The organism is Peristeroidobacter soli, assembly GCF_004138485.1.
Classification (GTDB): Bacteria; Pseudomonadota; Gammaproteobacteria; order Steroidobacterales; family Steroidobacteraceae; genus Steroidobacter; species Steroidobacter soli.
In genome coordinates this window covers 1,341,767-1,362,621 of record NZ_RYEV01000004.1, presented here as the reverse complement: position 1 = coordinate 1,362,621, position 20,855 = coordinate 1,341,767, and the positions used below count along the sequence as shown (strand labels likewise).

17 protein-coding genes and 1 pseudogene are annotated in these 20,855 nt (G+C 62.6%); 16 read left to right on the top strand and 2 right to left on the bottom strand.

Features of this window, described 5'->3' with window-relative positions:
* Positions 1–3: 3 nt before the first annotated feature.
* From EKO19_RS20945 to EKO19_RS39940, 5 genes and pseudogenes are all read left to right on the top strand, one after another.
* A complete protein-coding gene (locus EKO19_RS20945; RefSeq protein ID WP_129778378.1) occupies positions 4–1,158 on the top strand; it encodes an acyl-CoA dehydrogenase family protein in 1,155 nt (384 codons plus the stop codon).
* A 27-nt stretch (positions 1,159–1,185) separates the two neighbouring features.
* Entirely contained in the window at positions 1,186–2,019 is an 834-nt protein-coding gene (locus EKO19_RS20940) for an enoyl-CoA hydratase/isomerase family protein (protein WP_129778377.1), read from the top strand.
* 67 nt (positions 2,020–2,086) lie between these two features.
* Positions 2,087–2,707: an isochorismatase family protein gene (locus EKO19_RS20935; protein WP_157995369.1), complete on the top strand. Its 621-nt coding sequence runs from the start codon at positions 2,087–2,089 to the stop codon at positions 2,705–2,707.
* Positions 2,704–3,738: a CaiB/BaiF CoA transferase family protein gene (locus EKO19_RS20930; RefSeq protein WP_129778375.1), complete on the top strand. Its 1,035-nt coding sequence runs from the start codon at positions 2,704–2,706 to the stop codon at positions 3,736–3,738. Before EKO19_RS20935 ends, EKO19_RS20930 begins: the two co-directional genes overlap by 4 nt.
* Positions 3,739–3,749: 11 nt before the next feature.
* Positions 3,750–3,953: pseudogene (locus tag EKO19_RS39940) on the top strand (MarR family transcriptional regulator); the annotation flags it as partial.
* A 151-nt stretch (positions 3,954–4,104) separates the two neighbouring features.
* On the opposite strand, the gene EKO19_RS20920 reads toward EKO19_RS39940, so the two are convergent.
* Entirely contained in the window at positions 4,105–4,773 is a 669-nt protein-coding gene (locus EKO19_RS20920) for a TetR family transcriptional regulator (protein ID WP_157995367.1), read from the bottom strand.
* 105 nt (positions 4,774–4,878) lie between these two features.
* Here EKO19_RS20920 and EKO19_RS20915 point away from each other — a divergent pair, with 105 nt between their 5' ends.
* The 6 genes from EKO19_RS20915 (at position 4,879) to EKO19_RS20890 (ending at position 13,358) form a co-directional block, all read left to right on the top strand.
* The gene (locus EKO19_RS20915) at positions 4,879–6,060 is read left to right on the top strand and encodes an efflux RND transporter periplasmic adaptor subunit (RefSeq protein ID WP_129778373.1); all 1,182 of its coding nucleotides are present in this window, start codon (positions 4,879–4,881) and stop codon (positions 6,058–6,060) included.
* A 1-nt stretch (position 6,061) separates the two neighbouring features.
* Positions 6,062–9,202: an efflux RND transporter permease subunit gene (locus EKO19_RS20910; protein WP_129778372.1), complete on the top strand. Its 3,141-nt coding sequence runs from the start codon at positions 6,062–6,064 to the stop codon at positions 9,200–9,202.
* 2 nt (positions 9,203–9,204) lie between these two features.
* Complete coding sequence (locus EKO19_RS20905; protein WP_129778371.1) at positions 9,205–10,611, top strand: efflux transporter outer membrane subunit; 1,407 nt, start codon at positions 9,205–9,207, stop codon at positions 10,609–10,611.
* Between the two features lie 19 nt (positions 10,612–10,630).
* Entirely contained in the window at positions 10,631–11,203 is a 573-nt protein-coding gene (locus EKO19_RS20900; RefSeq protein ID WP_175597140.1) for a TetR/AcrR family transcriptional regulator, read from the top strand.
* A gap of 54 nt (positions 11,204–11,257) precedes the next feature.
* Complete coding sequence (locus EKO19_RS20895) at positions 11,258–12,142, top strand: LysR family transcriptional regulator (RefSeq protein WP_129778369.1); 885 nt, start codon at positions 11,258–11,260, stop codon at positions 12,140–12,142.
* A 298-nt stretch (positions 12,143–12,440) separates the two neighbouring features.
* Positions 12,441–13,358 carry a PrsW family intramembrane metalloprotease gene (locus tag EKO19_RS20890; RefSeq protein ID WP_217705489.1) on the top strand — a complete coding sequence of 306 codons (918 nt, stop codon included), beginning with the start codon at positions 12,441–12,443 and terminating at the stop codon, positions 13,356–13,358.
* Here the strand turns inward: EKO19_RS20890 and EKO19_RS20885 are convergent.
* A complete protein-coding gene (locus tag EKO19_RS20885) occupies positions 13,343–14,398 on the bottom strand; it encodes a tetratricopeptide repeat protein (RefSeq protein WP_129778368.1) in 1,056 nt (351 codons plus the stop codon). The genes EKO19_RS20890 and EKO19_RS20885 overlap by 16 nt on opposite strands.
* Positions 14,399–14,571: 173 nt before the next feature.
* On the opposite strand from EKO19_RS20885, the gene EKO19_RS20880 reads away from it, so the two are divergent.
* From EKO19_RS20880 to EKO19_RS20860, 5 genes are all read left to right on the top strand, one after another.
* Entirely contained in the window at positions 14,572–15,210 is a 639-nt protein-coding gene (locus EKO19_RS20880) for an amidohydrolase family protein (RefSeq protein ID WP_129778367.1), read from the top strand.
* A 108-nt stretch (positions 15,211–15,318) separates the two neighbouring features.
* Positions 15,319–15,840 (top strand): RNA polymerase sigma factor, encoded by a 522-nt coding sequence (locus EKO19_RS20875; RefSeq protein ID WP_157995366.1) that lies wholly within the window; start codon positions 15,319–15,321, stop codon positions 15,838–15,840.
* An 8-nt stretch (positions 15,841–15,848) separates the two neighbouring features.
* Entirely contained in the window at positions 15,849–16,943 is a 1,095-nt protein-coding gene (locus tag EKO19_RS20870) for a FecR family protein (protein ID WP_175597139.1), read from the top strand.
* A 102-nt stretch (positions 16,944–17,045) separates the two neighbouring features.
* Positions 17,046–19,790 (top strand): TonB-dependent receptor, encoded by a 2,745-nt coding sequence (locus EKO19_RS20865; protein ID WP_129778364.1) that lies wholly within the window; start codon positions 17,046–17,048, stop codon positions 19,788–19,790.
* 15 nt (positions 19,791–19,805) lie between these two features.
* Positions 19,806–20,804: a LysR substrate-binding domain-containing protein gene (locus EKO19_RS20860; protein WP_217705488.1), complete on the top strand. Its 999-nt coding sequence runs from the start codon at positions 19,806–19,808 to the stop codon at positions 20,802–20,804.
* Positions 20,805–20,855: the final 51 nt, after the last annotated feature.

Below are 20,855 nucleotides of genomic sequence, written 5' to 3'. Positions count from 1 at the left end.
CAAATGACAGATTCAACCACCGCCAGCTGGGGTTCTCCCTTCACTGAAGAAGAGGAGCTGTATCGCGAGACCGTGCGCACCTTTATCAGCCGCGAGCTCGAGCCGCGCTATCTGGAGATTCCAGCACGCGGTCCGGAGCGCAGGCAGCTGTGGCGGAAGGCGGGCGAGGCGGGAATTCTCGGCGCCTGCATCCCCGAGGAATTTGGCGGTGCCGGCGCGTCCACGCTCTGCAATGTCATTCTTTCTTATGAGCTCGGTCGGTCCGCCTCGTACGGAACGATCGGCAGTTTTGTGGCGACCGATCTGGCGACCAGCATGCTGGTCCAGGGCGGCTCGAAGGCGTTGCTGGATCGCTGGGCGCCGAAAATTCTTTCCGGTGAAGTCGTTCAATGTCTGGCGCTGACCGAGCCCAACGCAGGCAGCGATGCGACCGCGATCCGGACGACGGCGGTGCGCGAAGGCGATGAGTATGTGATCAACGGTCAGAAGACGTTCATCACCAATGCCGACATGGCCGATGTGATCTATGTGGTGGTGAAGACCGATCCAACCAAGCGGGGCCGTGGCATGAGCGTGCTGCTGGTCGAATCCGATCGGCCCGGCGTCACGCAGCGGCCGCTCAAGACCATGGGATTCCCCGCCGGCAACACCGGTGAGGTGTATCTCGAGAACGTGCGTGTGCCGGTGGGCAATCTGATTGGCGAGGAGGGCGGCGCGTTCAAGTTGCTGTCGTCGAGCCTCGACGCCGATCGTTTGCAAATCGGCGGACGCGCGCTTGCGCAGGCCGAACTCGCGCACCAGTTGACGGTCGACTACGTCAAACAGCGCAAAGCGTTCGGACACACGCTGCTCGAGTTCCAGAACACCCAGTTCAAACTCGCCGAGGCCAAGGCGGACCTCGAAGCGGGACGCGCCTTTTTCCATTCGGCCGTACGCAAGGTCCGCGCCGGCCAGTGTTCCGAGGCGGACACGGCCATGACCAAGCTGTGGCTCACGGAGATGAGTGTCCGCGTCATCGACAACTGCCTGCAGTTGTGGGGCGGCGCGGGCTTCATGGACGAGATGCCGATTTCCCGAATCTATACGTCCAACCGCGTGCTGCGCATCTACGGCGGCACGTCGGAAATTCTCAAGATGCTGATTGCCCGCTCGCTGTAAGCGAGTACGAACCGGAGACCCTCGCGCATGAGCGACTATCAAACCATCAACTACCAACGCAAGGATCGCATCGCCTACCTGATGCTGAACCGCCCGGATGCGTTGAACACCATGACCGATCAGCTCGAGGCCGAAGTGCGCCAGGCGCTGCTCGAGTTCGACCTGGACGATGACGCCTGGATTCTGATCCTGCACGGCGCCGGCAAATGTTTCTGCGCCGGTGTGGATCTGAAATCGCACGGCTCGTTCGCCTTGGCCAAGGATGCGAAGTCGCGCCACGAAGGCGAAGTCGCCGCACTCAAGAAAGGTGAGATCGGACCGGCGCAGCACCTGAAAGGAACCGGCGGTGAAGGCTGGATGGGGCGCACCATCAACTACAAACCGGTGATCGCCGCGGTTCACGGCTATGCGCTGGGCGGCGGCGCTCACATTGCCGCCGAATGCGATCTGATCGTCGCTTCCGAAGATGCGACATTCGCGATCAGCGAAACGGCCCGCGGCATGTCGGGCTCGCGCACGTGGGCGAAGATCCGCACGTTCATGCCCTCGAAGGTGGCCAACGAAATGTTGCTCACGGGCGCGCGTACGCCGGCCTCCGAGCTGTACCGTCTGGGGCTCATCAATCGACTCGTGCCGAACGGCCAGCATTTGCAGGCCGCTGAAGAGCTGGCGAAGAAAGTGCTGGAAGCGCCGCCGCTGGCCGTGCGCGACGGGGTGCGCATCAGCCGTCGCCTGTGGGTGAGCCACGCCACTCAGCTCGACCACGAAATGCAGCTGACCCGACTGGCCGAAACCGAGGATTTTGCCGAAGCGGGGCGCGCCTTCGTCGAGAAGCGTAAACCGAACTTCAAAGCGCGTTGAGGCACGCATGAGCCATCCGGTGCACAACGTCCACGTTCCGGATTGGATGGTGAGACGTGGTCGAAACATGAATCATTTCGACCGCGTCGAGCCGGCCCGGACGGCGTTGATCGTCGTGGACTTGCAGCAGGCCTACGTCGCCGAAGGGCAGCCGTTCGCGTCCGGCAGTGCGCGAGCCATCGTGCCGAATGTGAATCGGTTGTCGGCGGCGACGCGCGCGGCGGGTGGCCGAGTGTTCTTTCTTCGACAGACCTTTACGGATGAGCCGCCACAGGCGCTGCCGGAGTGGCAGCAACGAGTCAGTCCCAAAGTTCGCCTGGCTCGTGAGGCCGTGCGTGCCGGCGGAGCGGCGCACGGTTTGTATGAAGGTCTGGAGGTTCGCCCCGACGATGTAACGATCGACAAGTACCGTTACAGCGCATTCGCCCGCCATTCGTCCCGCCTGGAGGACGAGTTGCGTGCGGCGGGCACCGATACGGTCATCATCGTGGGTGCGGCCACCAATGTTTGTTGTGAGAGCACGGCGCGCGACGCGTTCATGCTGGGCTTCAGAGTGTTCTTTATTTCGGATGCGACGGCGGCGCTGACCGATGAGGAGCACAACGCCGCACTGCTGAATCTGCGGGCGGTGTTTGCCGATCTGCGTTCCACGTCGGAGATGCTGGAGCTGCTGGCGGTGACAGCGTGAGCGGTAAGCCGTTGGCGGGAGTGCACGTGCTCGACTTCAGCGAGCTGGCCCCCGGACCATTCATGACTCAGTGCCTGGTCGAGATGGGCGCGAGCGTTACCAAGATCGAACGCCCGCAAGGCGATCAGGCGCGCACCTTGCAACCGGGCGGCTTCAAGGTCCTGAACGTAGGCAAGGACTGCAGGCGAGTCGACCTGAAGGACGCGGCCACATCCGAGCAGGTGTTTCAGCTCGCTGTGGAATCGGGCATTCTGGTGGAGGGCTTCCGGCCCGGCGTCATGACCCGACTGGGGCTGGGCTACGACCGGCTGCGCGCCGCCAATCCCGCTCTCATATATGTGTCGATCACGGGTTTCGGTCAGTCGGGACCGTTTGCGGCACGCGGTGGGCACGATATCAACTACATGGCCATGGCCGGAGTCACCGCTCTGTCGGGTGGCGCAGGTCAGCCGCCGAAGGATGCGATCGGGCTGCCGATCAGCGATTTTTGCGGCTCCTTGTATGCCTTGTCCACGACTCTCGCCGCGTTGTTACAGGTACGAGCCACGGGCCAAGGGCAGCACCTGGATGTTTCAATCGTGGATTGCCTGACTCACTGGATGAATCCGCGCCTCGGACATTTTCAGCAGGCGCGGCTCGAGACATTGGAGCAGCAGCGACAGGATGTTTTCAACAAGCCCGGTTACGGCGTCTTCGCCACCGCCGATGAAACATTCGTCGCGATTGCTTCGCTCGAAGACGCGTTCTGGCAACGGTTGATCAAAGCGCTGCCCATCGCGCTCGACGGCATCGACCACTCCACGCATGCGCGGCGCTCGGAGCATGCGTTGGCGATCAATGCGCAGCTCGCGGCGGCGATTCGCAGTTTGCCAGCCGATGAGGTGATTCAGCGCTTGACCGCTGTCGACGTGCCCGTGTCGAAGATGGTCAGTCCCAGCGAGCTGCCAACGTCCGCTCATGCGGTGGCGAGAGACCTGTTCACGGCGGTGGATGGGATAAAGTACGCGCGATTTCCGGTAAAGCTCACGTAGCGGAGCACTCTTTGGATCGGGCACAGAATTTCGGGTTCATTCTGAACAACGTCTCGCGCCTGTACGTCAAGCGCTTCGAGACTCTGGCGAACCAGCTGCCGCTGACCCTGTCTCAATGCAAGGCATTGAACCATCTGGCTCGCAATCAAGGAATCAGCCAGACCCGGCTGGCCGATATCGCGGACATCGAGCCGATGACCCTGGTGCGAATCCTCGATCGCATGGAGCTGGACGGCTGGATCGAGCGACGCACGGACCCCGTCGATCGGCGGGCCCGCGCGTTGTACCTCACGTCCGACGCCACTCCGATCCTGGAACGAGTCGGCAGGGTCACGGCGCAGATCCGTGGCGAAGTGCTCGCCGGACTCAGCGCCGGCGAGCGCGATCAGTTGATGAGCCTGCTCGAACAGGTGCATCGGAACATGCTCGGAAGCTGTTCAACAACGCATCCACCATCGCCATCCCGTCGCGCTGTAACGAGATCAGCTGCGGATTGAGCAGCCACTCACGAATCAGGCCGCTGGTCGCGCATCGAAAAGTCATCGCGCAGACCGCGGGATCCAGGTCCGCGCGCAATTGCTTCAGCCGCCTGGCATGAGCGAACGTCTCTTTCATACGCTCATGGAATTGAGTCGCGCCGCGCTGTTCTCGACTCAGGATAGGGCGCGTCTCCTCGGCAAGCTCACAGTGAAGATAGGAGATCTCCACTGCATTGCGCGTGTGCTCGTTGTGAGTGAGCTCCTCGAAGACCGTGATATGAAATTGTCGCAGTGTCTGTAGCGGCTGGTCGCCGTTGCTGGAGGCGATCTGGTCGAGCTGAGTGATGAAGGGACTCTCGACGCGCTCCATCACCCCCTCGAATACTTCCAGCTTGTTGGCGAAATGCCAGTAGACCGCGCCCCGGGTGTGGCCGGCCTGCGCGGCGATGTCGTCCAGGGTGGTGCGCGCCACGCCTTTTTTCAGAAAGCACAGCTCCGCCGCGTCCAGGATGGAGGAGCGGGTCGCTTCGGCGTCTTCTTTGGTCTTGCGAGCCATGAATGTGTCGGACGTCTCGGATCGGAGCGCGATCTTAACCGCTGGCTTGATATACATACAGACGTGTATGTATAATTATTCGAACCTGAGATCAGTGGTGATTCCGTGCCCCGTCCATCCTCCCGTTTCATGGCGACCGCCGGCGTCGTGACTGTCGTTTTCGCGCTCGCCGGCTGTGCACAAGAGGCGCCGCCGCCGCCACCCGCGCCCGATGTCATCGTCGAAACCGTGCAACGGAGCGACTTGCCGCTGGCGTTCGAGTACCCGGCACGTGTGGCGGGTTCGCGTGTCGTCGAAGTGCGGGCACGGGTCAGCGGAGTGATCGTCGAGCGCAGCTATCGCGAAGGTCAGCCGGTGAAGGCGGGCGATCTCCTGTTCCGCATCGAGCCGGATAACTATCGAGCCGCGCACGAGCAGGCGGGCGCGGAAGTTCAGATGCAGCGAGCCGCGATCACGCAGGCAAGGAGTGACTACGAGCGTGCCAAGGCGCTGGTCGCGGAGGGTGCCGTCAGCAAGCGCGAATACGATCAGGCCGAAGCGGCGTTTCTCAGAGCCCAAGGTGGGTTGGCTGCAGCCGAGGCCGCGCAGAAAATTGCGCGCTTGAATCTCGACTACACCGAGGTCCGCTCGCCAGTCACTGGCGTCGCGAGTAAAGAGGCGGTCACGGTCGGCAATCTCGTGAATGGCGCGGCGACGGCTGGCGGCGACTTGCTCACCACCGTGATCCAAGCCGATCCCGCCTATGTCGAGTTCTCCATCGCCGAAGCTGAGCTGCTGCGGCTTCGCGAGCTGCTCGAGCGCAACAGCAAACAAACGCAGTATCCGGTCCGCATCGTGCGCGGCTCGAGCTGCGAAAGCACGGGCAAGCTCGACTTCGCCGATACCTTCGTGAACACCAGCACCGGCACCGTGCGTGCGCGTGCCGTGTTTCCCAACCAGAGCGGCTGTCTGGTCTCAGGTCAGTATCTGGCCATCGAGTTGAGCGGCGTACAGATCGCGGATGCATTGGCGGTGTCCAAAGCCGCCGTACTGTTTGCGCAGACCGGTCCGATGGTCTGGGTCGTCGGCAACGACAACAAGGTGAGCCCGCGACCGGTGCAGATCCAGGAGAGCTGGCGCGATCGCTGGATCGTGCAGGAAGGCGTGCAGCCGGGCGAGCGCGTGATCGTCGAAGGCTTGCTCAAGGTGCGACCCGGTGTGGAAGTCGTTGCACTGACCAAGGAGCAGGAGGCCGCGCGCAAGGCCGCCAAGGATCAGCCCGCCGCCGGCGCGGGCAAGGGCGGCTGAGATGTTTGCCGAGTTTTTTATTCGCCGGCCGATTTTCGCGACGGTATTGTCGATCGTCATCGTGATTCTGGGCCTGGGCGCGATGGCGGGCCTGCCGATCGCGCAGTATCCGGAGATCCTGCCGCCGCAGATCACGGTGAACGCGACGTACTCGGGCGCCGCCGCCAACGTGGTGGCGGAGACTGTCGCCGCGCCGATCGAGAACCAGGTCAACGGTGCGACGGGCCTGCTCTATATGAACTCCTCGAGCAGTTCCGACGGCCGCATGACGTTGACCGCGACGTTCAAGACGGGCACCGATCCGGACGAGGCGCTGGTTGAAATCAACAATCGCATCGCCGCCGCGACCCCGATGCTGCCGGAAGAAGTGCGCCGCCTCGGCGTTACGGCGCGCAAGTCGATGTCCAGCATTCTGGGTCTGGTCGCGATCCAGTCGCCCGACGGGCGATACGACGACGTCTTTCTGAACAATTACGCCTTGCTGAATATCGTAGATGAGCTGAAGCGCGTGCCCGGCGTGGGCGATGCGTTGCTGTTCGGGCTGCGCTACTACTCCATGCGCATCTGGATGGATCCCGATCGCATGCGTGCGCTCGGCATGACGCCCTCGGACATCATTCAGGCATTGCGCGACCAGAATGCGCAGCTGCCCGCGGGAAGCATCGGCGCGCCGCCGCTGACCGAGCCGGTGAACTTCACGTACACGATGACGACCAAGGGACGGTTGTACACGCCCGAGGAGTTCGGTCAGGTGGTGCTGAGGCGCGACGCCGATGGCGGCGTCGTTCGTATCAAGGATGTGGCTCGGGTCGAGCTCGCCGGACAGAACTATAACTTCACTTCGCAGTTGAACGGCAAGGCGGCGGTGCCGGTCGCCGTGTTCCTGAGTCCCGGTGCCAATGCACTCGAGGCGATGGATGCGGTCAAGCAGCGGGTTCACGAGTTGAGCGCGGCGTTTCCCGATGGCATCGAGTACAGCGTTCCCTACGACACCACCGAGTTCGTGCGCATCTCCATCAAAGAAGTGGTGAAGACCCTGTTCGAAGCCATGCTGCTGGTGTTCGCCGTCGTATTCCTGTTCCTGGGAAATTGGCGCGCGACCTTGATTCCGAGTCTCGCCGTGCCAGTCTCATTGATCGGCGCCTTCGCCGGCATGGCGATGCTCGGTTTCTCCATCAATACATTGACCTTGTTCGGCCTGGTGCTCGCCATCGGCATCGTGGTCGACGACGCCATCGTGGTGCTCGAAAACGTCGAGCGCATCATGCACGAAGAGCATTTGTCGCCGACCGACGCGACCATCAAGGCCATGCAACAGGTCACCGGGCCCGTGGTCGCGATCGTGTTGGTGCTGTGCGCGGTGTTCGTGCCCGTTGCATTCGTCGGCGGCATGAGCGGTGTGATGTATCGGCAGTTCGCGATCACCATCGCTGTGTCGGTGGCAATCTCGGGTCTGGTCGCGTTGACGCTGACGCCGGCGCTGTGCGCGCTGCTGCTGCGACCGGACGACAAGGCGCAGTGGAAGCTGCTGGATCGCTTCAATGAGTGGTTCGGCAGGCTCACGGGCCGCTACACGCAAGGGGTGGCGTATCTGCTCCGGCACACCGCGCTCACGATTTGTTTATTCATCGCCATCGGGATCGCGGCGGCGGTGCTGTTCCGGTCGGTGCCTGCGTCGCTGTTGCCGAATGAGGATCAAGGCGTCGCCATCGCCGTGACCAGCTTGCCGGACGGTGCATCGCTCAGTCGCACGCAAGCGGCGGTCAATCAATTGACCGAGTACGAGACTCGGCACCCCGATGTCGACCGGGTCGTCAGTCTGGTGGGCTACGACATGCTGACCGGTGCGCTCAAGCCGAACGCGACGACTCAGTTCGTGCGCCTGAAAGACTGGCAGGAGCGTCCGGAGCCCCATCAAAGCTCGGAGGCGATCGCGGCCCAGCTGATGGGCGAGGGCGGCGGCAAGGTGCGAGATGCGTTCGTGCTCGGTATCAATCCGCCGCCCATCCCCGGGCTGTCGACGACGGGCGGTTTCGAGCTGTACATCGAAAGCCGCGTCGGCGCCGACTATCGGAAGATCGCCGAGGTCGTCGGCAACTTCATCGCCAGGGCCAACCAGGATCCCGAGCTGCACGGCGTGACGACGATGTTCAGCGCCAACGCGCCGCAGATCCATCTGAACATCGACCGCGACAAGGCGGCGCAAATGGGCGTGAGCCTGACTCAGCTGTTCCAGGCGACGCAGGCGACCTTCGGCGCGTTCTATGTGAACGACTTCAATCGCGATGGGCGAACCTATCAAGTGCAGTTGCAGGCCGAGGGCTCGGCACGCGACGAGATCGAAGACCTGCGCAATGTTTCGGTGCGCGCCGACAGCGGCGAGCTCGTGCCGTTGAACACGCTCGTGACCATCGAACAGGGCATCGGTCCGGAACAGGTCGAACGTTTCAACAGCTTCCCGGCCATCAAGGTGCTAGGCGATCCGGCACCGGGCGTCGCACCGGGCGAGGCGATCGCGGCGATCGAACGAATCGCGGCGGAGACGTTGCCGCAGGGTTACACCGTGGCGTGGATCGGATCGGCGTATCAGCAGAACCAAGTGTCGGCGTCCTCGTCCTTGACGATGGTGGGCGGCTTGCTGTTCGTGTTCCTGATCCTGGCCGCGCAGTACGAACGCTGGTCATTGCCGATGGCAGTGATGCTGTGCATGCCGTTCGCGCTGTTCGGTGCCGCGCTGGCCGTTCTGCTGCGAGGCTTGACGAACGATCTGTATTTCCAGGTCGGGTTGATCACGCTGATCGGCCTGTCGGCGAAGAATGCGATCCTGATCGTCGAGTTCGCGGCTGAGAACGTTCACGCCGGCATGCGCGTCAAGGACGCGGCGTTGCTTGCGGCCAAGCAGCGCTTCCGTCCCATCGTGATGACCTCGCTCGCGTTCATTCTCGGCGTGGTGCCACTCGCCATCAGCGCGGGCGCCGGTGCGAATGCGCGCCACTCGATCGGCACAGGCGTGATTGGCGGCTTGTTGATGGCGACGGTGGTCGCAACGTTCTTCATCCCGTCCTTCTTTCGCTGGGTGATGCGGCGTGACGAGCGGCGTGAAACAGCTGTGTCGGCCAACGCCGTGTCGCAGGAGATCTGAAGATGCGACGAACTCTCATCGTCGTCGCGGTCGCCTCGCTGCTGGGTGCCTGTGCGCAGATGCCGGAACGCAATGTTCCGTCGGACGTCCCGGGCACGTTGCCGGATCGATTCACCAACGTCATCGCAATGCCGGATACCGGCACGTCTCCAACCTGGTGGCAAGCATTCGATGATCCGAAGCTGGCTGCGCTGGTTGAGCAGGGCCTGCAATACAACAGCGATCTCGTCGTCACTGCGGAGAGATTGCGCGAGGCTCGTGCGACGGTGCGTGCCGTCCGTTCGGCCCAACTGCCGGAGGTCAGCGCGTTCGTGGGTGGCACCCGGCAGCGAACTCTCGTCACAGGCTTGCCTGATTCGACCATTGTCGAGACGGGGGATTACGGCGTCCAGGTCAGTTATGAAGTGGATTTGTGGGGCCGGCTGGCTTCGCAAACCGAGGCTGAGCGGCAGAGATATCTGTCGCAAGGATACACATTGGCGTCGCTACGGCTGACAGTCGCGGCGGAGCTCGTGCGCGGCTACTTGCAGGCGCAGTCGCTCTCCGAAGCACGCGCCGTGCTCGAAGAAAACGTTCAAGTGTTGGATGACCAACTCCGGCTGAGTCGTCGTCGCTACGACGTCGGTGCGATCTCGGAGCTGGATCTGCAGCGCTTTCGATCCGAGCTCGAGGACTCACGGGCGCAGCTCGCCGAGACCACACAACAATTGCGCGCCGTGCAGCGGGCATTGCTGCTGCTCGCGGGTCAGTTGCCCACGGACGAGCGAGTCGCTGGAATCAACATTGAAAGCGAGGAACGTCCGCCTGCGGTATTGCCGACCGTGCCGACAGGGCTGCCGTCTGCATTGTTGAATCGCCGGCCGGATCTTCGGGCGGCGGAGGCGAATCTCGCTGCGGCCGGCGCCGATCTGAGCGCCGCTCGTCGTGCGTGGTTGCCAGCCATTGCGATCACCGGATCGGCGGGTGAGGTTTCAACGAACCTGTCGGATCTGTTCAAGGACGGCGTGAGCGTGTGGTCCGTCGCGGCCACGGTCACGCAGGCGATATTCGATGGTGGGCGGCGTAACGCTGCTATCGAGATCAGTGAAGCGCGTCGCGATCAGTTGGCGGAGTCGTATCGCGCGACGGTCCGTCAGGCGTTCGGCGAAGTGCTCGACGCCTTGGACGCGCGCACAGCGGCCGATGCTGTGTATCGGGCTCGTAGCGAGCAGTCCGATGCGCTCCGAACAGCATTGCGACTCGCGCAGCGCCGCTACGATGAAGGCTATTCCGATTATCTCGGCGTGCTCGATGCGCGGCGCAGCTTGCTCCAATCTCGATTGGCCGTGGCCGAAGCACGACGCAATGGTGGCGCCGCGTATGTGGACCTCGTGCTGGCCGTCGGCGGCGGCTGGAGCGAATCGACATGACGATCGGCATGGGGGCAGGTTGAACCAGCAAGGCGCCAGGCACACGCACCGTTCCGGCACGAACAGTTCGCGCCGTGAACAACTCCTCAACGCGGCGGCCCGACTGATTCTGGAGAAGGGCGCCGGCCATCTGACGCTGGATGCCGTCTGCGATGCGGCTCATGTGAGCAAGGGCGGCTTGCTGTATCACTTCGACAGCAAGACCGCGCTGCTCGAAGCGCTGGTGGACGATTTGACGGCGCAGTTGGAAAAGGAAGTCGACCAACAACTGCGTTCCGACGTGGTGGAAGGCATCGCAGGCGCTCGTGCCTATCTTCGAGCGATTGCTCACATGGGTGAGTTGCCGCGTGCCCAGCAGCTCTGCAAGGCATTGACGTTCATCTGCGCCGCTCACCCGGAATATGCGGATCGAATCCGCGGACGCGTGGGTGAGCGCTCCCGGCTTTGCTGGAGCAAGCAGATGTCGCTGGAAGAGCTGCATCTGTGCCTGCTCGCCGACGGCCTGTGGCTCGCGGACATCTATGGGACCTATCGGATCACATCGGAACGTCGCGTCGAGCTGCTCGAGCGGTGTGGATGCGCGGACACATGAAGCGCCGAGGCAGGAATGTAACCGGAGGTCTCTGAGGTGGACCGCTACGAGGAGATGATAACGTTCGTACGGGTGGTGGAGACTCACAGCTTCGTGGCCGCCGCCGAACTGCTCGGGATGTCGCAGTCCGGTGTGAGCAAGGCGGTGAGTCGTCTGGAGCAGAGCCTGGGCGTTCGACTCCTCAATCGGACGACGCGCCGGTTGAGTCTGACCGAGCAGGGGCATGGTTTTTATGACCGCTGCAGCGAGGCTCTACAGCATCTGACCCAGGCACAGAGCGAAGTCGAGAAGTCGCGCACTGTGGCGCGCGGCATCCTCAGCTTGAATGTGCCGAGCTCCTTGGGCTGCAAGATCATCGTTCCGGCACTGCCCCGCTTCATCGAGAAGCATCCCGAGCTTGCGGTGAAGATCGCCATGAGTGACCGTGCCCTCGACCTGGTGCAGGAAGGCATCGACGCGGTAATCCAGGTCGGCACGTTGCGCAATTCCAGTCTGGTCGCACGACGCGTAGGACATTTGCGCGGACTGACCTGCGCCTCACCAGACCTCATCGAGCGCATCGGGTGTGCACCCCGCACGCCCGCCGATCTCGAGCCCGAGCAGTGTATCGCCATGTTTCATCCGGACCGCAGACAGGCTCGGCCGTGGATCTTCCGCCGCGGCAACGAGGTCCACACCCTCGTTCCGTCCGCGCCGCTGTCCTTCAGCGACCCGGAATCGGCAGTCGCTGCAGCCGTCGGCGGTGCCGGCTTCGTCCGTACTCTGGACTTTACGGTGGAGACGCAGATCGCCGCGGGGTTGTTACAACCGGTGCTGGCAGAATGGAATGAGGGAGCAACCTGGCCAGTGTGGGTCTTGTATCCTCACCGTCAGCCTGCGGTCAAGATTCGGGCGTTCGTCGAGTTTGTGACCGGCCTGTTTGCCGATGAAGGGCTGTAACACAGGTAATCGATTATAGTCGGCACTCTTACAAGAACAGCGGTCCGTCGGCCGGGAGTGGGTTGTGTCGGCAACCAATATTGCTTGTCCAAATTGCACGCTCCTGGTGCAGGCGACGGCGTCCTCGTGGGATCAGACGATCGAATGTCCACACTGTAAGGCATCGATTCGGGTCCCCGCCTCGAGCGCGGAGAGGTCCCAGCAGGCGCCGTTCATAGCCCGCTTTTCCGAGAAGATTTCGAGTACCGCGGGGGTCGAGAAGCTGGAAGGCTTCTCGCTGCGGGACATGTTCTCGGACGTGTTCTCCAAGCATAGCGACGAGGAGATCGAGCGTTATTTCACGGTCGGTACGCCGGAGACCACGCCGTCTCTGCAAGAAGTCGATACGCGCTGGCCGAGGCCTTGGCTGTTTTTCCGTGCATTCGTCATCTCGGTGATCGTCTACCTGTGCTTCGTGCAAGCCTGGAACCAGTACGGCAACGTCAACCTCGTGCCGGGACTGATCATCGTCGGTTCGTTCGCGGTGCCGTTCGCGACCCTCGTGTTCTTCTTCGAGATGAATGCCGCGCGCAATGTCTCGTTGTATCAGGTGATCAAGCTGGTGATGCTGGGCGGCGTGCTGTCATTGATGTTTTCCCTGGTGCTGTTCCAGGTGACGGACGCCTTGCGGTTGAGCTGGCTGGGCGCGTCGGTGGCGGCACTGGCGGAGGAGCCGGGCAAATTGCTCGCGTTGATGCTGGTCGTCAACAAGCGGCGCTATCCGCACCTTCTCAACGGTCTGTTGTTCGGAGCGGCCATTGGCACCGGTTTCGCCGCGTTCGAGTCGGCCGGGTATGCGTTACGTTACGCGCTGGACGGCTACTCGATGCAGGACATCATTCTGTCGCGCGGGTTGATGGCACCGTTCGGTCACATCGTCTGGACGGCGATGTCCGCCGCGGCACTATGGCGCGTGAAGGGCGACGCCGATTTCCAGATCGGCATGTTGAACGATGCGCGCTTCAAGCGCGTCTTCCTGGTGGCAGTCGCTCTGCACATGTTGTGGAACGCGGATATCGAGTTGCCATTTCAGGCGAAGCAGTTGCTGTTGGGGGCCATCGCCTGGGTCATCGTGTTTGGCCTCATCCAGGAAGGACTCAAGCAATTGCGCAGTTACAAGACCGAACATTCGGCGTTGCCGCCGGTCGTTCTGGCCGCCGATCAGGGGCAGCTGTAGTTGCCGAACATGCCGTTGGAGCAGGGCATGGATTGGCCGCCCGAGTCGATTTTCACGCAGGTCAACCCGTTGAACTGTCCGCCGGCACCGAGGTACTTGCGCTCGCGTGCTTGAAGCTCATCGGAGTTTCCGGCGGGGGCAGGCGCGGGCTCGTAGTCCGCTGAGCGCAGATTGGTGGCCGCCTGTCTGGCGACCAGATTGCCGCGCGCCGCCGCCTTGTCGTACCAGCTGAGCGCGGTTTTCTTGTCGAGTCGCACGCCCAGGCCAAACTCGTACAAATAACCGACTTGAAACATTCCGTCGCGGTTGCCGGCCCGGGCGGCTTGCTCGGAGTAGCGCAGGGCGGCCGCATAGTCTTTCGCGCCGCCTTCGCCGATGATGGCTTGCCGGCCGGCCAGCACCATGTCTTCGACATTGCCCTTGGCGGCGGCTTGCTGGGCGAACTGTCGTGACTGCGAATATTGTCGAGTCGAACGCAGCGTCGTGGCCTGGCGAAACTCCGCCGCCCCCGGTGATCGTGCATCCTCGCGCAACTGCTCAGCGGCGACCTTCTCGCCACGGCCGGATGCTTGTTCGCGCAACTGCCGGGCACGCACGGGGTCCCGTTGCACGCCCTGACCTGTCTCATACAACTGCGCAAGATTGGTCATGGACTCTTTGTTTCCCGCCTGGACGCCGCGCTGAAACAGCTCCGCCGCTTGTTTGAAATCCTGCCGTACGCCCATGCCCATCACGTACATCATCCCGAGCTGTGACATGGCCGGGCCGTAATTCTGGGCCACCGCCTTTCGATACCAGCTCACCGCCCCCGGCATATCGGGGCCGCCGCGGGCGCCCATGGCGAGCATCATGCCAATGTGAGTCTGTGCGACCGGGTCGCCTCGCTGCGCCGGTTCGAAGAGCTGGGTCCACGCCGATGGGTAATCCTTGGCCCGGAATGCGCGCACCCCGGCATTCACATCCGCCAGCGCGGGTTGCAAGCAGCCGTAGATGACGGCCCCACAAACGATGAGGACCTTGACCGGAGCGATCCAACGCATGCGCGAGCACCGAACAGAAGGAATCGTTGCAACGAGCGTACCCGATTTCCGGGTTCATGCGTCATCGCTGCCGGCGCAGATGGCGGTGGATCTCGTTAGACGTTTGAGAGCGCAGCAAACATCACTCTTTTTTTGCCCTGGAACAGCCGTAGTTCCTGTGTCATCGTCCGGACATGCTCGATGCCCTGATGGCGCATTTCCACCGTCTCGAAAGAATCCTGCGCCGACGCGGACAGTCGCGAGAGGATGCTGAGGATTTGATCCAGGAGACCTTCCTGCGGGTCAAACAGTATCTGGATAAAGGCAATGAGATCCGCGAGCCCGAAGCCTACCAGGACGATGCGCTTTATGACGACGCCAAGGTGCGCCGGTTCTTTCCGCCTCCAGTGTTGGACCGCAGACGTGCCAGTCAGTGGACGCCGTCGGACGAGCGTTACACGCGCGCCCAGGCGGCCGCCGCGCTCGCTATTGCCCGTGCTGGCGGCGAGGTCTGCGTGGGCAGCCACGGCAACTTCGCCGGAGTGGGATTTCATTGGAATCTGCGGGCGATGCAGGAGGGCGGGTGGCAGCCGATGGAGGCGTTACGCGCGGCAACGATGTGTGGCGCCAGAGGAATGGGCCTGGCGCAGGATATTGGCAGTCTCGAGCCTGCAAAGCTGGCGGATCTGTTGGTGCTGAATGCCAATCCGCTGGAAGACCTCCGTCATTCCGCAGCCTTGCGCTATGTGATCAAGAACGGGTTCGTATATGAGGCCGACACATTGCGTATGATCTGGCCCGAAGTGCGCGAGGCACCGCGCTTCTGGTGGTAAAGCGTCCGGCGTCATTCGCGCCTTCTTTTTTTTGAAACCAGGTTTCTTTTTGCCTCGCCGGGCGCTCTAAGGCGGCAAAAGGGGCTGATGCCTGGAGACCCGTTCAATTTGGACACCAACAGCAGTCGTCAATTCGTCGTGGCTATGGAGGAGGACCACGGCCGTGCCCTGCGCCGTTTCCTCGCCGCCCGCATGCGCCACGCCAGCGCGGATGTGGGCGACCTGGTTCAGGAGGTGTTTTTGCGGCTCCTACGTATTCCCGACCATGAATCGATCCGCAACCCAAGAGCGTATCTCTACACCATCGCCAGCCATGTGCTTCATCAGTACACGCTGCGACAGGCGGCCATGGCGCAAGTGGTGGCACCGCTGGACATCGGTGCGGATATCGCAGCCTCCGCCGATGGCGATCCGGCGGCGGTCGCGCAGCTCGAAGAGCAGTTCGAGGAGATCGATCGGGGGTTGGAGCAACTCTCGCCGCGAGCCTATGCGACGCTGCTCATGTATCGCTACGAAGGAGCGACCCTCGAACAGATCGGCCAGCGCTTGGGGGTCTCGAGGGCCATGGCCAGGAAATATCTGGTGAAAGCCATGACGTACTGCCAACAGCGCTTGCAGGAAATGCAATAGGAATGCCGATGGACAAGCGGATTGCAAAACTCAGCGGCGAGCTCCTGGACGAGGCCAATGCCTGGTTCATCGATTTCAACGAGAACCAGGTCGACGCGGCCGGCCGTGAGGCGTTCAATGCCTGGCTGCGCCGTTCGCCGGAGTGTGTGCGCGCGTTCCTGCAGGTCTCGGCATTCTGGGAGGATGCCGGTGCGTACCAGAAGTGGTCGATGCTCGATACGGAGGGGCTGATCGCGCGCGCGCGGGCAGAACAGAACATCTTCCATCTAGGCACTGTGGCTCATGATCGGCCCGCCGCCGAGCCAAACGCCGGGCCTGTCGTTACGAAGCGTTCGGTCAAGCGGGTCTGGCTGGCCGCCGCTTCGGTCGTTGTCGCGGCGGGCGCGGGATTTGTCACCTGGTACTCCAGCTATGTCGCCTCCGTCTACACGACGGGAATCGGCGAGCAACGATCGATCACGCTGGAAGACGGCTCGATGGTCGAGCTGAACGCACGGTCGCGATTGCGCGTGCGTTTCACGGAAAACTCGCGCTCGGTGGATCTGGTCGAGGGGCAGGCACTCTTCACCGTCGCCAAGAACCCAGAGCGGCCGTTCGTAGTCACCACCAACGACACTCACGTGCGTGCCGTCGGCACGCGCTTCGATGTCTATCGCAAACGAGCCGGGACCGTGGTGACCGTGGTGGAAGGTCGCGTCGCGGTCAATCCCAATCAGAGACCGACGCGCGGCGGTGGCCTGGAGCAGCTGATGCTCGGGGCCGGTGAGCAAACCATCGTCTCGCCCATCGAAGTTGCGCCGCCGGCGGCGGTCGACACGTTCATCGCCACGGCGTGGACCGAAAAGAAGCTGGTGTTCGAGTCGACGCCATTGCGCGAGGTGGTCGAGGAGTTCAATCGCTACAACCGCCGGCAGCTGGTGATTCGCGATCCCGATCTGTTCGACTTCCATGTCAGTGGCGTATTTCCGTCGACCGATTCCAGTCGCGTGATCGAATTCCTGCGCCAGCGCTTCGGCGTGGTCGTGGACAGCGCAGGACAGGATATCGAGCTGTCCGGCCGCGAGCATGCCAGCCCGGCGGGGGAGCCGAAAAAAATTTTCTGACGCCGGTTTCCTTTTCGATACCGGCGCGCTCATAGCCCACGAAGCCATCGGCGAGTACGACCGGTGGCCATATGAGCCTGATCGAGGCCAGGGGGAGTCTTCATGCGCAGCGCCGTTGCCTTGGCAATAGTGTGCCTGTCGGTGGTCACTCTATCGGTAGCGGAGGAAAGCAAGGCGGTCAGAACGAATACCAGCATCCAGGCCGGCGGGCTCATGGCAGCGTTGCGCACGCTGTCGGCGGACCGCCGGATTCATATCATTTTCGTCAACGAGGATGTGAGCCGGCTGCAAACCCAGGGCGCTCGTGGCAATTTGACCGTGGATGAAGCGCTGCTGTTGCTGCTCGATGGCACCGGTCTGACGTTCCGCTATATCGATCGGGAGACGGTCAGCATCCTGCCGATCGCGGTGACCAGTGCCTCGGCCGTGCCGCGTGAGAAGACATTCACCACCCGAACCGAACCGATCTCCAACGGCACCTGGTCGACCTTCAGCATGCCGCAGGTCGAAGCCGCCAAGACCGCCAGTCCGACTGCAGCCGGTACATCGCAGACGTCCAACGGCGCCATGAGCTTGATTACCGAGGTGATCGTGACCTCGCGGCGTTTCACCGAGTCGGTGCGCGATGTGCCGATCAGCATTTCGGCGTACGACCGCAAGGCGCTGGACCTGGCCGGTGTCAAGGATTTCTCCGGCGTTGCTCAGCTCACGCCGGGTGTGACGTTCAGCAGTACCAATAATCTCATCGCGATCCGCGGCATTTCTTCGACCGCGGGTGCCGCGACGACCGGCGTCTACATCGACGACGCTCCGGTGCACATTCGCCAGTTCGGTAGCGCACCGGCGGCGGTGCTGCCGGCAGTGTTCGACCTGGAGCGCATCGAGGTGCTGCGCGGTCCGCAGGGAACGCTGTATGGCGCCGGCTCACAGGGTGGCACGGTACGCTTCATCACGCCTCAGCCCAGTCTCGATTCTTATCATATGTATGGCCGCGGCGAGGTGGCGTTCACCGAAGCGGGCTCACCGATGTACGAAGCCGGCTTCGCCGTCGGCGGGCCGATCGTTCGAGACAAGCTGGGCTTTCGTATCGGTGCGTTCAATCGCGACGAGGGCGGCTGGGTCGACTGGATCGACTACAACACGGGCCGGCTGCGCGAAGACGACGCCAACTCCGTGCAGACCAGCGTCTATCGCGCGGCGCTGACCTGGATGCCCATCGAAGGACTGTCCATCACGCCCAGCGTGTTCCATCAGGACCAGCGCACCGCCAACTCGAGCGTCATGGCGCAGTTCTGGTCGGATTTCGGCGGGCATCGCTTCAAGTATGCCAACAACATTGCGAACACCAACGAGGATCGGTTCACGCTGCCCGGCCTGAGGGTCGAGTATCGATTGGGCGACTATCAGCTGGTGTCGAACACCGCGTGGTTCGAGCGCGATGGACTGATGGTCAACGACGCCGGCATCTGGCGTCTGTCGAACCTGCAGTTCAATTTCGGCTTTCCGTTGCTGACGCGGCTGGGGCCGGACGATGCGGTGGGCGTGCCGTACTTCAACTCACCGGGCAGGTTCACCAACGATCAGCGCAACTTCACGCAGGAGTTGCGCCTGCAATCGTCGAATCCGGGCGCGCGCTTCACCTGGGTGCTGGGCCTGTACTTCAGCGACGCCGAGCAACGAAACATGGAGCAGGGCGAATCGGGCGTGAGCATGGACGGCGTGGCCGACTACGACCGCCTGTATCGACGCCTGTTCGGTCAGACGGTGTTGCAGCGTTTCGGTTTCCCATTGTTCGACGGCAAATACAGCTACGTCACCGACACCTGGGTCTGGGAGAACCAGAAAGCGGCCTTCGCGGATGCGACGTGGAAGATGACCGACCGGCTGTCGCTCAGCGCGGGCCTGCGCTATTCGGAAATGAAGTTCGAATTCGATGCCGCGCGCGCCAGCAATACGCAGGCGGGTTGGACGTATAGCGGCGGCAAGACCAAAGAGTTTCCGGTGACGCCGCGTTTCAATCTCACCTATCGCGCCACCGACGAGCTGATGATGTATGCGAACGCAGGCAAAGGCTTTCGTGGCGGCGGTGCGAACAGCGCGGCGGTTCTCGATCGTTGCGCGCAGAACATCAGGGACCTGGGACTCGGCGACGTGGCTGCCTACGATTCCGACTACGTCTGGAGCTACGACCTCGGCGCCAAGGGCAAGCTGATCGATGGACGGGTCGCCTACGACGTGAGTGCCTATGTGATCGACTGGAGCGGTATCCAGCAGTCCAACACGCTGGTGGCCTGCGGCGGCTCCTATATCGGCAACTTCGGCGAGGCGCGCGCCAAGGGCGTCGACATGATGTTGCAAGCGGTGCCGGTCCCCGATCTGCTCATCGATCTTTCGCTCGGATACATGAGCTCCGAGTACACGGCGCAGGTGATGTCGTCGGCCGAGTCGGACGCGAGTGTGCTGATCAGCGACGGCAACTCGCTGCCGAACGTGGTGCCGTTCAAGGCGGCGCTCGGAGTGACCTACAATTTTTTTGCGTTCGACAACGCCAGCTACGTGAGGGCGGCTTACGAGTACAGCAGTCGGCGCAGCGATCGGTTGCCGACCCAGGATCCGACCACCACTCAGTATCTGGCCAATCCCCCCTTCCCGTATCTGCCCGAGACGCACATGGTGCGGCTGCGGGGCGGTATGGATTTCGGCTCGTACGACGTTTCGGTGTTTGTCGACAACCTGCTGGACTCGGCGCCGCTCCTGAGCAGGACCTCGTCGACACAGAGCGACTTTTATCAGGTCTCGACGTGGCGTCCGCGCACTCTTGGCGTGACGGTCGTCTACAGATATTGAGGAAGGGGGAACCGCGTGCTCAATCCCAGTGAAGATCGGAACGAACTGCCGCCATTCGCGGCGCTCCGCGCCTTCGAAGCAGTCGGCCGGCTGTGTGGAATCCGCCGGGCCGCTCAGACGCTGCGTATCGATCACGCCGTCATCAGTCGTCACTTGCGAGCCCTCGAGGACTGGTGCGGTGTCCGCTTGCTCGATCGTGCTCGCGGCAGCACCGTGTTGACCCCGCAAGGACAGCGATATCACGCTCGCGTGGCAGCCGCGCTGGCCGAGATTGGCGATGCAGGCAAAGAGCTGCTGAGTCAGAGTACGGACCGGTCGCTGCGCATCTGGTGCGTTCCAGGATTCGCGAGCGCCTGGCTGACCGCCCGATTGCAGTTGTTCCAGGTGGCCAATCCCGAGATCGAGTTGGAATTGCGCCCTACGGACACCAGCCCCGACTTCACCCGGTACGAGGCGGACATCGACATTCGTTACGTGATCGGCAGCGAAGCGATTTCCTCGGCAACCGTCTGCGACGGCTTGCGGCGTTTCGAAATCGCGAGGCCGCCGGTGGTCGCGGTGACCAGTCCCGAGTGCCTTGCGACACTCTCGTGGATCAGTCAGCCGCAAGATCTGCTACGTGCGCCGCTGCTGCACGAGGAGAATCCTCGTCAGTGGCAGAGCTGGCTGTCCGCGCACGACGTGATCGTGCCGGATCAATTGCAGGGCCCGCGTTTGTGGCATGCACATCTCACTGTCGAGGCGTCGCGTCGCGGACAAGGCATTGCACTCGCCAATCCGTTTCTGCTCGGCGACGATCTGGAGGCCGGCAGGCTGATCGATGTCTTCGGCGGCAGGAGCAAATCCATCGCGCTCGGGTCCTATGTATTCGCTGCTCGCGCGGATCGCTGGCAGTCGTCCACGACCGTTCGATTCAGACATTGGTTGAAGCGCATGACGGCCGGCGTCTGCCCGCTGACCAACGAAGATAGTTCCGCCGAGGTGGCGTTCCTGCACCCGGCCCGCGAATGGTGACGGTTCAACACCATTCGAGATCACTTCGACAACTCCTCTTGCATCGTATTC